Raw genomic sequence first — 14,292 nt, 5'->3', positions numbered from 1 at the left:
TACACACCTTTCTGGACAACGCGCGAACCCGTAGGAGCTGGCTTGCCAGCGAAAGCAATGTGTCAGCCAACGCTGATGTTGCCTGTGCCGCCGTCTTCGCTGGCTAGCCAGCTCCTACAGGGGATTTTTGTCTGTTTTATCCGTCATTTTTCACATTGGGAATGAACGCGGCGCTGCCGGATTCATGGGCGTGAAACAATCGGGCGCCGTTGTTTGGCTTGGTGGTGATCAACTGATGGTCGGCAGTCAGATAATCCAGGGGCAATTGTTTGATGTCTTCGTACTGCTCCACGATGATCGTGCGTTCAGGATTCCAGGTCTCGCCACTTTGTTTTTCCAGCCATGCCATCAATGCTGCGCTGTCGCCTGTTTGTGGAATGTCTGATTCGGGGGGCACATAGTAAAACGGTGAGCCATGGTTTTGCAGGTACATGGGCAGCTTATTGTCGACATCCACCAGCACCATGCGCCATTCGTTCCACGGCGCAGTTTTGATGGCTTGCGCTCGTACATCCCGGCTGAACTGCATGACACCGCCACCTCCACTGTTGGTCCAGGGATAGACAATGCCAAGTATCAGAAACAAAAAACCTGCTGCCCCGGCAATACCCTTTGTCCAACCAGGCCCACTGACGTTACCCGCAGCCTGGCGCTCGGCCATTCGCCGGGTGACCCACCAGGCTGCCAGCAATTGGGCAAATGGCACCAGAGGCAAGACGTAGTAGCTGCGCCGGCTGCCACTGGCGGTGAAGAACAGGAACAGCAACGCCAGGCCCTGGATCAGCCAGCGAATGTTAGGCTCGGTGTGCTTCCAGTTCCGCACCGCCACCCACAGGCCGAGTATCCAGCAGGGCGCCCACGGCAGGGTATAGACCGGCAGATAGAGCAGGTAGGTATAGATCGGGCCAATGTTGTCGAAGGGTTTGAAAAATCGAACGACGTTTTCCCGGAATACCAGTCCAAGCCCGCTCTCCCCATAAGCAGGTGCGCCATAACGCTGCGACAACATGAACGGCACCATGTAGAACACGCCCGCTACCAGCATCGCCAGGCACATGCGTCGATTGAGATGGTTTTTCCAGCGCCCCTCGCCAAGCAGATGCGGCAGCAGCATCAGCCCTGGAAGGATGAATCCGATTAAACCCTTGAACAGCGACGTCAGCGCCAGGATCAGGAAAAATACGCTGTACCGACTCAGCCGCGTGTCGTCCGGGCCGCGCCAATACCACCAGATAGCTGCCAGGACCCCGCAAACCGTCAGGATGTCGGCCGTCGCTACACGCGCCCAGAACACGAAAAAAAACGTCGTCGCCAGGAACCAGCCGGCCATCAGGCCGGTGCCTTTGTCATATAGCTGCCCGCCGATCAGGTAGACCAGCCAGATGCTCAGCCAGGCAGCGATGACCGAGGACAGGCGTAGTGACCAGTGGCCGAGGCCACCCATCAGGTGGGCAGTGGCCGTAATCAGCCAGTAGGAAGGCAGAGGCTTGTCGTAATAGGGCATGCCTTTGAGGTAAGGGTCGAAATAATCGCCCGTTTGCAACATTTGCAGGGCGATGTTTGCCCAGCGTGTTTCTGCACCCCAAAGCTCCCGTGCCCCCAACCCGAATAGCAATAGAAGCGCGGATACGCCAAGCAGAAGCAGCAGCGCACCCTGGTCACTTTTCAAAAACCTGATGAATGATTTGTTCATGACTATTTCGCATTAAGCGGGAAGCCGCTGGAACTTTAAGCTATCTGGCCAAATGTGATGATAATGTCAGTAGATTGCGAATAAACCATTAGTTCTGATTTAAAAGCGATTGCCACAACAATTGACATAAAGCTATGAATTACAACATGAAAAATAACTTGTTGTAATTTGTCAGGGTGCACGTCTTATAAATGTAAATGTCTTCACCAAACTTTCACTTCTTTTTAACAAATAGCACTCCAGACTTCTCGCTCCAGACTGCGCAATGTTGGCAACGGAATATGATCAACTCGGGTGGAGAGGGTTTCCCTGGATTTGTTCGTAGCGCGGCGTCATTGAAAGCGTACAGCTCACGCTAGTCAGCGTGCATTCAATTCAGGGATCAACTACATGTCTTCCCCTTCAACCCTCCAGCCGTCCATGGCCATGCGCCTGCATTCGTTCGGCCTGGGTATCTTGACGCTGCTGTTGTTCGTGATGGTGAGCAATCAGCAGTCGTTCATTGGCTTCGACTCGCGGTTCGTGATGTTCGCCCAGGAAATGCTGCGCCATGGGCCGAGCATTTTCCCGACGACCTACGGTGAGCCTTATGCCGACTACAGTGCGATGTCGACGTTTTTTATCTATGTGCTTTCGTTGCCTTTCGGGCATGTGACGAGCTTCACGGCCTGGCTGCCTTCCTCGATTGCCGCCGCGGTGATTGTGACGCTCATGTATCGCCTGCTTGCGCCGTACTCACCGCGGTGGGCGCTGGTCAGTATTGCGTTGATGCTGCTGAGTGTGACGTTCATCAGTGAGGTGAGGGCTGTATCGCTGGACCTGATGCTGGCGGCGGTTTCATTCGCGGTTTTTTACCTGGCCTATGCGGCAGATCACTTTAATGCACACAGGCGGCTCGGTGTGCTGTTTGCCCTGTTGGTGCTGGGCTTTGCCATTCGCGGGCCGATCGGCCTGATCGTGCCTACCGGCATGCTCTGCAGTTATTACCTGTTCAGCGGTCAATACAGGCGGATGCTTGGCTTTGGTGTGGTTGCCTTGGCGCTGCTATGCCTGTGCATCGGATTGATCTTGTGGCTGGCCGATATCAGCGGCGATGCAGCCTTTGTGCGGGATGTTATTCGCATGCAGGTGACGGGGCGCATCGATGGCAGCGAAGGCTCCAGCAATGTGCTGTTCTATTTCACCAGTTCCCTGGGCAATTATGCGTTGGCTTATCCACTTGCATTGCTGACATTGGTTGGCGTGCTGGTCGGCGATAGAAATGATCGCGGGCCACAATGGCGATTGATGATGTTTTGCGCGGCTGCAGGTCTGATCGTGCTGATCGGGCTTTCGATTCCCCAAGCTAAAAAAGCGCGCTATCTGTTGCCGATGTTGCCGATGGCAGCCATTGTCGCGGCTTATCCGTTCCAGGCCGCAGGCGGTCGGCTGTTTGCCGGCTTGAGACTACTGATACAAGGGCTCTGGCTGGTGCTGCCGGGCGTGCTGTTTGGCGTTGTGTTGGTTGCGCATCACCGACTGCCGGAATCATTGCCCTCCATCGGTTTGATCCTTGGGCTGCTGGTTTTTCTGCAGATCGTCGCCTTGGTCTCGCTGTTCAAACCAGCGTTGAGAGTGGCAGGTCTGGCGTGTTGTGCGGTGTTGGCGGTGTGGTCGGTCTACATCCTGTACGTTGAACCCATTCAACGAGGCGCGTATGACACGCGCCAGTTCTCTCTGGCGGTGCTTGACCGGGTGCACAGTGATTCCGTACCGCTGGTGCTGCATGGCCTGGGCAAGGACGCGAAGGCAATCAAGTTCATGGTCAATGCGGATACTGACGTTCGACCGATTTTCACCGAGACGTCCGAACAGCTGGAGGCGGTCAAAGCCCCCGCCTACATAGTCATGAGCGAAGCGTCTTACCAGAAACTCCCGTCATCGCAGGTCTCGCCACTGACGCGGGTGTTGGAAGGTCGCTTCGACAAGGATGACTACGTATTGCTGCAACTTGCACCTTGATTCGTTGCGCCTTGATGCATCACAGGGATTTACCTTGGCTTTTGGAAAAGTAAAAAAAAGCCCCGCGACCGAATGAGGCGCGGGGCAAAAAAGTTGGTTGGTTGCGGCCAACCAAAGGAGCACTTGAAGGCGGTTATTTGCTGGCGACCGTCTCCGGCTGCCAGCCGCCACCGAGGGCCTTGTAGATCGCGACGATGCCGCGATACAGATCGACTTCGGCCTGGGCTTGGGTGTCTTCTGCCGCGAGACGTTCACGCTGGGCATCGAGCAGGACGAGGAAGTCCGACGTGCCTTCTCGGTAGCGGATCTCGGCGAGGTCCGCCGCGGAACGGCTCGACTCACTCTGGCGAATCAGCGAAATCAGACGCTGTTGGCGTTTGTTGTAGTCGCTGAACGCGTTTTCCGATTCCTCCAGGGCCAGCAACACTTGCTGCTCGTAGGTCGCCAGCGCGCCTTCAGCATCGGCATCGGCACCGCGTATGCGGGCTTTTACGCTACCCAGGTCAAACGCCGCCCAGGTGATGCTTGGGCCCAGTGCCCAGGCGTTGGCCGCCGAGGAACCGATCTGCGAGCCACGCCCGGCGGTCCAGCCGAGGAAGCCGCTGAGGCTGACACGGGGGAACAGATCAGCCTTGGCCACGCCGATTCGCGCCGTGGCCGAAGCCAGTTGGCGTTCGGCGCTGAGGATGTCCGGACGGCGTTGCAGCAGCTCGCCCGGATTGCCGATCGGCAGTGCCTTGGCAATCGCCGGCAAGTCTTTCGGGCTCAGGTCCACGGTCAACTTGTCCGGGCGCTGGCCCAGCAGGGTGGCGATGCGGTTTTTCTGCCGAACCTGCTCGGCCTGCAATTGCGGCACGCTGGCTTCGACCGAGGCCAGACGGGCATCGGCGCGCTCCACATCGAGCTGGTCACCGACACCGGCATCGCGCAGGCTGATGGTGATCTTGCGCGACTCCCGCTGGTTTTCCAGGTTGGCCAGGGCGATTTTTTCCCGCAACTGCGCGCCGCGCAGTTGACCGTAGGAATCCACCAGTTCGGCAATCATGGTGACTTGCAGTTGGTACAGGTCGGCCTCGAACGCCTGTTGCTCGGCGTTGGCCGACTCCAGGTTGCGCTGGATGCGGCCAAACAGGTCGATCTCCCACGCCATGTCCAGGCCCAGGTCGTAGCGCTCAGTGTTGACCCGGTTGGTGGCCTGGCCGGGAATCTGGCCTTTGCCCAGGTCACTGCTGGCACGGCTGGTGATGGTTGGCATGGCGTCATTGCTGACGTCATCGCGGATCGCCCGGGCCGCCTTCCAGCGAGCAAAGGCGACGCGCAAATCACGGTTGCCCTTGAGGGACTCGGTCACCAACTGGTTGAGGGTCGGGTCTTCGAACTGCTGCCACCAGATGCCTTCGAAGCGCGAACGGTCGAAGTTCTTCTGGCCGGCGGCGCCATCGGTGGCCGTGGTGATGTTGGCGGGTTCAGTGGCTGGTGTCTTGTAGTCCGGGCCGACGGCACAGGCGCTCAGCGCCAGGACCAGCAGGCTCGGCAAAAAGGCTTTCAAACTCATCAGTGCGACTCCAGCTTCAGGGTCTTGGCCGCTTTGCGCTTCTCGCCGCGCTCCACGAAATTACGAATCAACACGTAGAACACTGGCGTCAGCAACAGACCGAAGAAGGTCACCCCGAGCATGCCGGAGAACACCGCCACACCCATGGCGTGACGCATCTCGGCACCGGCACCGCTGGAGAACACCAGTGGCACCACACCCATGATGAAGGCGAAGGACGTCATCAGGATCGGCCGCAGACGCAGGCGGCAGGCTTCCAGTACGGCGGCCAGCGGGTTCATGCCTTCCAGCTGTTTATCCTTGGCAAATTCGACGATCAGAATCGCGTTCTTACAGGCCAGGCCCACCAGTACGATCAGGCCGATCTGGGTGAAGATGTTGTTGTCACCACCCGAAGCAATCACACCGGTGATGGCCGACAGCAGGGTCATAGGGACAATCAGGATCACCGCCAGTGGCAGGCTCCAGCTTTCGTACTGCGCCGCCAGTACCAGGAACGCCAGCAGCACGCAGAGCGGGAAAACGAACAGCGCGGTGTTGCCGGACAGGATCTGCTGATAGGTCAGGTCGGTCCATTCGTAGGTCATGCCGTTGGGCAGTTCGTCCTTGAGCAGTTTCTCGATGGCTTTCTCGGCCTGGCCGGAGCTGTAGCCAGGGGCGGCCGCACCGTTGATTTCAGCGGTGATAAAACCGTTGTAGTGCATCACGCGATCCGGGCCCGAGGTGTCGCTGACCTTGATGAAGGTCGCCAGCGGGATCATCTCGCCCTTGTTGTTGCGCACTTTGAGCTGGCCGATCTGGTCGGATTCGAGGCGGAACTGCTGCTCGGCCTGAACGTTGACCTGATAGGTACGGCCAAAGCGGTTGAAGTCGTTGGCATACAGCGACCCCAGGTAGATCTGCAGGGTGTCGAAGATGTCGCTGACGGCCACGCCGTGGGTCTTGGCTTTTTCGCGGTCGATGGCGGCATCGACCTGCGGCACGTTCACGGTGTAGCTGGTGAACAGGCCGGCCAGTTCTGGAACATTGTGGCTCTTGGCAATGATGTTCATGGTTTCCTTGTACAGCTCCTCGTAGCCCAGGTTGCCCCGGTCTTCGATTTGCAGGCGGAAACCACCGATGGTGCCCAGGCCTTGTACCGGCGGTGGCGGGAAGATCGCCATGTAGGCTTCCTGGATGTTCGCGTACTGGCCGTTCAAGGCACCGGCAATGGCCCCTGCGGACATGCTCGGGTCTTTACGTTCGTCGAACGGCTTGAGGGTCACGAACACGATGCCGGCGTTCGGGCTGTTGGTGAAGCCGTTGATCGACAGACCAGGGAAGGCCACCGCACTTTCCACGCCAGGCTGTTTCAACGCCAGATCGGACATGCGCTTGATCACGTCTTCGGTACGGTCCAGGCTCGAGGCATCCGGCAATTGTGCGAAGGCCACCAGGTACTGCTTGTCCTGGCCGGGTACGAAACCGGTCGGGGTGCTGGAGAAGCCGAAGAAGGTCAGGACCATCAGGCCGGCGTACAACAGCAGGGCGATGCCGCTGGAGCGGATCACACGGGCAACGGTGCCGACATAACCATGGCTGGCCTTTTCAAAGAAGCGGTTGAACGGGCGGAACAGCCAGCCACCGAATACCTTGTCGAGCACCTTGGAGAAACGGTCTTTCGGTGCGTCATGGCCCTTGAGCAATACCGCCGCCAGTGCTGGCGACAGGGTCAGCGAGTTGAAGGCCGAGATCACGGTCGAGATCGCGATGGTCAGGGCGAACTGCTTGTAGAACTGGCCGGTCAGACCGGAAATGAACGCCGCCGGCACAAACACCGCACACAGCACCAGCGCCGTGGCAATGATCGGGCCGGTCACTTCACCCATGGCCTTTTTGGTCGCATCGAAGGGGTTGAGCCCCAGTTCAATGTTACGTTCGACGTTCTCCACCACCACGATCGCATCGTCCACCACGATCCCGATGGCCAACACCAGGCCGAACAGCGACAGGGCGTTCAGCGAGAAGCCGAATAGATGCATCACGGCAAAGGTACCGATCAGCGACACTGGCACCGCCACCAGCGGAATGATCGAGGCACGCCAGGTTTGCAGGAACAGGATCACCACCAGCACCACGAGGATCAGTGCTTCGAAGAGGGTGTGAACCACCGCCTCGATGGAGCCGCGCACGAAGATCGTCGGGTCATAGACGATGCTGAAATCCATGCCTTCCGGGAAGCCCTTCTTCAGTTCGGCCATTTTGGCCCGAACTTCGTTGGAGATCTCGATAGCGTTGGAGCCCGGACGCTGGAAGATCGGGATCGCCACCGCCGGCTGGTTGTTCAGCAAGGAACGCAGGGCGTATTGGCTGGAGCCCAGTTCAACCCGTGCGATGTCCTTGAGGCGGGTGATCTCACCGTTATCGCCGGAGCGAATGATGATGTTCTCGAACTCTTCCTCACTGACCAAACGGCCCTGAGTGTTGACCGACAGCTGGAAGCTTTGGGCATTCGGGGCAGGGGGAGCACCCAATGCACCGGCGGCCACCTGGCGATTCTGTTCACGAATAGCGGTTACAACGTCTGTTGCGGTCAGGTTGCGCGAAGCGGTTTTGTTCGGGTCGAGCCAGACACGCAACGAGTAATCACCCATGCCGAACAGCTGCACATCACCGACACCGCCCAGACGAGCGAGCTCATCCTTGATGTTGAGGATCGCGTAGTTGGACAGGTAGAGCATGTCGTAGCGTTTGTCCGGCGAGGTCAAGTGCACCACCATCGTGAGATCGGGCGAGGCCTTGTCCACGGTGATACCGATGCGCGTCACTTCCTCGGGAAGCTTCGGCTCGGTCCGGGTCACGCGGTTCTGCACCTGCACCTGGGCATTGTCCAGGTCAGTGCCCAGGGCAAAGGTGATGGTCAGGGTGATCTTGCCGTCGGCGGTCGACTGCGAGGACATGTACAGCATGTTCTCGACGCCGGTAATGGCTTGCTCCAAAGGCGCAGCCACGGTTTCACCGATGACTTTAGGGTTGGCACCCGGGAAGTTGGCGCGAACCACCACGGTCGGCGGGACCACTTCCGGGTATTCGCTGATCGGTAGCTGGAACAGCGAGATGGCGCCGGCGATCAGGATCAGCAGCGATAGCACCGCTGCGAAGATCGGCCGTGAAATGAAGAATTGGGAAAAATTCATCGGAGTCGTTATCCCTTAACCGCGTGGGTTCGCAGCAGCCAGTTTCACAACCGTGCCCGGCGCGACCTTGGCAGGCGCGACTTGTGGCAGGTTGCTGGCTTCCAGCGCTTGTCGTTGTTGTGCCAGGGCCGCGAGGGTTTGTTCGCTGGCCATCGGGATCACTTCAGGGGTGACTGGCGAGCCAGGACGGACCCGTTGCAAGCCCTTGACGATGATGGTGTCGTCCTTGTTCAGGCCGCTGCGCACGATGCGCAAGCCTTCAATCTTCGGGCCCAGTTCTACTGCGCGGTAGGCGGTCTTGTTGTCGCCATCCATCACGATCACGAACTTCTTGCCCAGATCGGTGCCGACCGCCTCATCGTTGATCAGCATGGCGCTGTAGGTGCCGCTGCCCACCAGTTTCAGGCGTGCATACAGGCCCGGGGTATAGCTGCCATCGCTGTTGTCGAACACGGCGCGACCACGGATGGTGCCGGTTTTCGGGTTGACCTGGTTGTCGACGAAGTTCATGACGCCCTGGTGCGGATTGCCGTCTTCGTTCGACAGGCCCATGTACACCGGCGTGGTGGCGCCGCGCTTACCCTGGCGGGCGAGTTGGGTGTACTTGAGGAACACACGCTCGTCGGCGTCGAAGTAGGCGTAGACCTTGTCGGTGGAGACCACGCTAGTCAGCGCGGTGGTATCGGCAGTCACCAGGTTGCCGGCGGTGATTTCCGCACGGCTGACGCGGCCGCTGATCGGCGCAGTGACGCGGGTGAAGCTCAGGTTCAATTTCGCCAGATCGAGTTGCGCCTGAAGGGCACCGACCGCGGCGCGAGCCTCTTGGGCAGCACTGGTACGGGAGTCGGCCAGCTCGGCGGAAATGGCGTTGCTGGTGCGCAGGCGCTCACCGCGCTGGGCTTCGTTTTCGCTGCGGGTGGCATTGGCGCGGGCCTGGGCAACCAGGGCTTCGAGGCGGCGGACTTCGGCCTGGAACGGACGCGGATCGATCTGGAACAGCAGGTCGCCTTTCTTGACCAGCGCGCCTTCAGTGAAAGCCACTTCATCGATCTGGCCGGACACCCGTGGACGAATCTCGACGGTTTCCGGTGCTTCAAGACGTCCGGTGAATTCGTCCCACTCGTTGACCGGTTGCTCCAGCACCTTGGCCACGCTGACCTTGGCTGCAGGCATGGTTGCGGCCGTTTGCGGCGCCTTGCCGCACGCGCTGATCACCACGACAGCCAGCAGGGCCAACGGGAAGCGCAAATGTTTGAGTGATTGTTCCATGGATGCATCCGCCAATGTATTGAGATTGGCGAATGATGCTCGGCGGGTGGGTATCGCACGAATCGAACGGGGCGAAGGTAACTATCATTCGGAATGATATGAGAGCCGGGGCAGCTCTCTAGCCTGCGCCTTTTGCCAGGAGACGATCAATGAGGTCGATGGCAATTCTGTGTTTCCAGAACTGCAAAGGTCTGGCCTGGAACCGAGTGGACTTCAATCGCGGGCGAGCCCGCTCCCACAGGGTTATTTGAAACGCCACAATCCCTGTAGGAGCGGGCTTGCCCGCGAAGAGGCCATCAGCCTCGATACATGATCTGGATCAGGCCAGGCTATCCGGATCCCCAAAGAACATTTGTATGCGCGACCTGAGCCAACGCTCACCCGGATCATTATCCTGCGACCCACGCCACGCCATGTGCAATTCAAAGCTGCGCACCGGCAGCGGCGGATCTTCCGCCCGCACGCCACCTGCCGCCGTCAGCGCATCGGCCGTGTAATCCGGCACCGTGGCCACAATGTCCGTGCCGGACAGCAGGGTGCTCAAACCGTTGAACTGCGGCACGGCCAGCACCACGTGACGTTTGCGCCCCAACTTTTCCAGCTCTTCATCGATGAAGCCGCTCAGGTCGCCGGCGAACGACACCAACGCGTGGGGGCGGGCGCAGTAATCATCCAGGCTCAGCGGCCCCGGTACAGTGTCGGCACGCAGAAGCTTCGGTTGGCTACGACGCAGCACTTTACGCTTGGCATTGGCCGGCAAGTCGGTGGTGTAGCTGACGCCGATGGAAATTTCCCCAGACGCCAACAACCCCGGCATCAGAATGTAGTTGACCCGCCGCACCACCAGCACGATTCCCGGGGACTCGGCGCGCAGGCGCTTGAGCAGCATGGGCAGCAGGGCGAATTCGACGTCGTCCGACAGCCCGATGCGAAACACCGCGGTGCTGGTGGCCGGGTCGAATTCCGCCGCACGGCTGACCGCGGTGGATATCGAATCCAGAGCGGGAGAGAGCAGGGCGAAGATTTCCACGGCGCGCGCGGACGGCTCCATGCTGCGGCCGGTGCGCACAAACAACGGGTCATCGAACAGCCCGCGCAGGCGCGAGAGCGCCGCACTGATGGCCGGCTGACCGAGGAACAGCTTCTCCGCAGCGCGGGTCACGCTGCGTTCGTGCATCAGGGTTTCAAATACGATCAACAGGTTCAGGTCGACACGACGCAGGTCATTACGATTCATCTGGAGTCCTGGCAGAGTCAGCAAGCTTGACGTGAGCGGCCATATGAGAACAATGGCCAGCAGGAATATTACGGGGAAAGGCTGGTACTCTGCACCGAGTAATTCAGTTTTCCTACAAAGGAAGGATTTGGTGCCGTACGTCGTTAGACGATGTTTCCGATGCTGCCGAATCAATGACAGGCATGTCGACTATTAATAGCCACTGATAGTGTTGGGTTGAAAGCCCAGCTAGAGTTCATGGCATTAGAGGTTCATTTGGCGAGGTTTGCGATGTCCCGCACGATCCGTTTTCACAAGTTTGGTCCAGCCGAGGTGCTCAAATGCGAAGAGCATGCGGCGGCTCTGCCTGCACCGGGCGAAGTGCAGGTGCGCGTCGAAGCCATTGGCATCAGCTGGTACGACATTCTCTGGCGTCAGAACCTGGCGTCTTCCCATGCTCGTCTGCCTTCAGGTCTCGGCCAGGAAATGGCCGGCATCGTCACCGCTGTCGGTGAGGGGGTCGATGACCTGGCGGTCGGTGACAAGGTCGCCAGTTTCCCGGCTGAAAGCCCGAACGATTATCCGGTCTACGGCGAGCAGATTGTCCTGCCGCGTACGTCGCTGACCCGTTACCCGGACGTGCTCAGCCCGATCGAAGCCAGCGTGCACTACACGCCGCTGCTGGTCGCCTATTTCGCCTATATCGATCTGGCGCGTGTCAAACCCGGGCAATTCGCCCTGGTCACCGACGCCAGCCACTGCGCCGGCCCATCGTTCGTACAACTGGGCAAAGCCTTGGGTGTACGGGTGATTGCCGCTACCAAGACGGCGGAGGAACGCGAGTACCTGCTGTCGCTGGGTGCCGAGAAAGTCATCGTCACCGAAGAAGAAGATCTGCTGATGCGGATCAACAAGATCACCGACAACCGCGGCGTGGACGTGGTGTTCGATGGTTTGGGCGGACCGCAGATGTCGCTGCTCGGCGATGTACTGGCACCACGCGGCAGCCTGGTCCTGTACGGCCTGCAAGGGGGCAACCAGACGCCATTCCCGGCCTGCGCGGCGTTCCAGAAGAACATTCAGTTTTTCGTGCACTGCATCGGCAACTTCACCGGCAAGCCGGAACTGGGCATCATCCAGGATCAGGTCGCACTGCAACGTGCCTTGCGTGACATCAACCAGCTGACTGCCGATCGCGTTCTGCTGCCACTCAAGACTCGGGTCTTCCCGTTTGCCGAGTTTGTCGAAGCGCATCGCTACATGGGCGAGTGTCCTTGCCGCGAAAGAGTGGCGCTGCAGGTCGAACCGGCCTGATTCACCCCTCGACGTCCCCCCCTCAAAGAGTCCGTTTCATACGGACTCTTTCGTTTTCAGCACATTGCATATGTAGGCAATCCAGCAACTGAACTGGTTTTTGCGCTCAATCTGTAGCTTCTATTGCGTAACTAAGCCCTGATAATTGGATGATTACTTTCATCTCAAGGAATGAGTCATGGGCGGGTATCGGATCGATACTTTTCAATGCGCTGCACATTTGTCTATTGAACAAACAGCGCACTCTTACGCAGTTGCAGAACAATTGTCGGCAACTTCTTTCTGTATTTCTTGTGTTAAGTATCTGTGGGATTCTGTAGGGCATTTCCTAGGACGTTGGGTGCCGGCGCAGCAAGGCCCGCTGGCCGGGCCTTTCGGCTGTCTGCGCGTGATCAAGGGTGGCTGCACCCGTTCACTGTCTGAAATGTCGAGCTGAAACTTCAGTGCTAGCATTCGGCAATAAAACCCATTCATCACCTCATATCCAGGCCATTCCCTGCGCTGTGCATGCCGTTGTTAGCGCAATACCGAACTTACAAGCATCAGGTAAATAAAGATGACCCACATCCATGATCAAGCGATGAACTATGTCTACCAACAAGTGCTGCAACGATTACTGAGTTTCTTTTCCCGTGCCGAACGCACGGCACTGCAGTTGTTGATTCAACGCCTGGCGGTTGCCGCCGGCGGCATGGAACGAATGGGCGACTTCAAGGTGCTGGCGATCCAGTCAGGTTCCCGTGACAGTTGCTACACCCTGGCATTACTGCGCGCCGCCCAATTGACCATCGCCGGCCGGGCGCCGGCGACATTCCAGTTGCGGGTGGCAACCTTGCGTGTGAACGGCAGCAATCCGACGGCTCTGGAAAATATCCATCGCACTTGCAATGCACTGTTCGTCTATGACGATCCACGGGTTGAAGTGCTGATGGCCGATAACCGGGAAATCCTGCCGTTCAACCACGCGGCGCCGGTTTCGCCGGCCGGGCACGAATCCAATCGGACGAACCTGCTGATGCTGGGACATCGCCGGGTCTGGGATGGGCCGCTTGATCTGTGGGATGACAGTTATCTGGCCATGGGTGAGTTCTGCGGGCAAATCGCCCGCTGGAACCGTGGCGTCGATGCCTTGGTGAGCAGCGATACGCCTCGGCAGCAGAAGCAGTTCATGGAGGGTTTGAAACGAGCGGTCGCCAAGGCCGGGCTTGAGTCTGCGGACTACCCTGAGCCTGGCTACGCCGGGTTGTTCGCGTTGCTCGATGAACTGGGCGGAGCAGGTTTTCGGCGGTTCTACACCGAGGACGACCTGGTACCGTGGCACCCGGCCGAACAGTTTGAAACCTGTCGCCGCACAACGTTTATCGATATCCACGACATGCTGGTGAGCAATCTTAAGGAGCGTTGGCCATTGCTCACCGAATTTCTCGGGTTTCAGGCAGACGAGTTGGCGGCGCAACTCAGTGACAACGAGTACGTCAGCCTTCCGGTTGCGGCGCACCTGCGAGGGCTGCAAGCCTGCTTCGTGCAAGACCGCAGTTACGAGGCGGGTGTCGCCGAATACCTGCAACGGGCCTTGGTGATGATGCGTCGCAAGCAATTGCCGGAGCGCTTGTGCGAGCTGGCGGAGGAGGTGTTCGGCAATCCGGCGACGCTGGCGGATCTGCGTGTACGGGCGGCGGCCGAGGCACAGCGCAGCCTGGGACTCAGCGAAGCGCAAATGGTGTGCCTGCTGTTCGCGCCTTTTGGTGACAATGCCGCGACCCTCGAACGGTTTCTGCGCCAGTGTCACCCCGGCATGCTGGTGGCCATGCCGGAATTGCACCGGGCCATGCAGGGGTATCCGGTCGCGGATCAGGTCATGCAATGGATGGTCGATGTCAGCGGCCTGCCGGTCAATCTTATTGGCCAGCTCTATCGCATTGGGCCGGTGCCTGTAAATCAGGGCAGGGCCGTTGAATCGGCAACGGGCGATCCGGATATGGAAGTCCAGGCCGGCGAGGGCAACGACAACACCGTCATGATGGGTGAACGGTCGGCAGGTCGTTGAAAATGCGCGGACCGAAAGCCC

The 14,292-nt window shown here is 59.1% G+C and carries 8 protein-coding genes; 3 read left to right on the top strand and 5 right to left on the bottom strand.

The genetic code is table 11. From position 1 onward, the window contains the following. Positions 1 to 136: 136 nt before the first annotated feature. A complete protein-coding gene (locus BJ917_RS02335; RefSeq protein ID WP_096511318.1) occupies positions 137 to 1,693 on the bottom strand; it encodes a glycosyltransferase family 39 protein in 1,557 nt (518 codons plus the stop codon). Between the two features lie 390 nt (positions 1,694 to 2,083). Between BJ917_RS02335 and BJ917_RS02330 the strand changes: the two genes are divergently transcribed. Continuing rightward, positions 2,084 to 3,694 (top strand): glycosyltransferase family 39 protein, encoded by a 1,611-nt coding sequence (locus BJ917_RS02330; protein WP_096511320.1) that lies wholly within the window; start codon positions 2,084 to 2,086, stop codon positions 3,692 to 3,694. Positions 3,695 to 3,827: 133 nt separating this feature from the next. Here the strand turns inward: BJ917_RS02330 and BJ917_RS02325 are convergent, their stop codons facing one another. The 4 genes from BJ917_RS02325 to BJ917_RS02310 all read right to left on the bottom strand — a co-directional run bounded on the left by BJ917_RS02325 (position 3,828) and on the right by BJ917_RS02310 (position 10,931). Next, positions 3,828 to 5,249: an efflux transporter outer membrane subunit gene (locus BJ917_RS02325; protein ID WP_121101564.1), complete on the bottom strand. Its 1,422-nt coding sequence runs from the start codon at positions 5,247 to 5,249 to the stop codon at positions 3,828 to 3,830. Beyond that, positions 5,249 to 8,425 carry an efflux RND transporter permease subunit gene (locus tag BJ917_RS02320; RefSeq protein WP_096511324.1) on the bottom strand — a complete coding sequence of 1,059 codons (3,177 nt, stop codon included), beginning with the start codon at positions 8,423 to 8,425 and terminating at the stop codon, positions 5,249 to 5,251. Before BJ917_RS02320 ends, BJ917_RS02325 begins: the two co-directional genes overlap by 1 nt. Before the next feature lie 15 nt (positions 8,426 to 8,440). Continuing rightward, entirely contained in the window at positions 8,441 to 9,694 is a 1,254-nt protein-coding gene (gene mexE, locus BJ917_RS02315) for a multidrug efflux RND transporter periplasmic adaptor subunit MexE (protein WP_096511326.1), read from the bottom strand. A gap of 319 nt (positions 9,695 to 10,013) precedes the next feature. Continuing rightward, the gene (locus BJ917_RS02310) at positions 10,014 to 10,931 is read right to left on the bottom strand and encodes a LysR family transcriptional regulator (protein WP_096511328.1); all 918 of its coding nucleotides are present in this window, start codon (positions 10,929 to 10,931) and stop codon (positions 10,014 to 10,016) included. A gap of 270 nt (positions 10,932 to 11,201) precedes the next feature. On the opposite strand from BJ917_RS02310, the gene BJ917_RS02305 reads away from it, so the two are divergent. Together BJ917_RS02305 and BJ917_RS02300 are read left to right on the top strand one after the other, a co-directional pair. Next, positions 11,202 to 12,224, top strand: coding sequence for a zinc-dependent alcohol dehydrogenase family protein (locus tag BJ917_RS02305; protein ID WP_096511330.1), 1,023 nt, complete (start codon positions 11,202 to 11,204; stop codon positions 12,222 to 12,224). A gap of 556 nt (positions 12,225 to 12,780) precedes the next feature. Beyond that, complete coding sequence (locus BJ917_RS02300; protein WP_121101562.1) at positions 12,781 to 14,271, top strand: hypothetical protein; 1,491 nt, start codon at positions 12,781 to 12,783, stop codon at positions 14,269 to 14,271. Positions 14,272 to 14,292 lie beyond the last annotated feature (21 nt).

This window comes from Pseudomonas sp. WPR_5_2 (genome assembly GCF_003634475.1).
Lineage (GTDB): Bacteria > Pseudomonadota > Gammaproteobacteria > Pseudomonadales > Pseudomonadaceae > Aquipseudomonas > Aquipseudomonas izuensis.
Note: the sequence above shows the minus strand (reverse complement) of the source record. Positions and strands in the feature narration are given on the sequence as shown.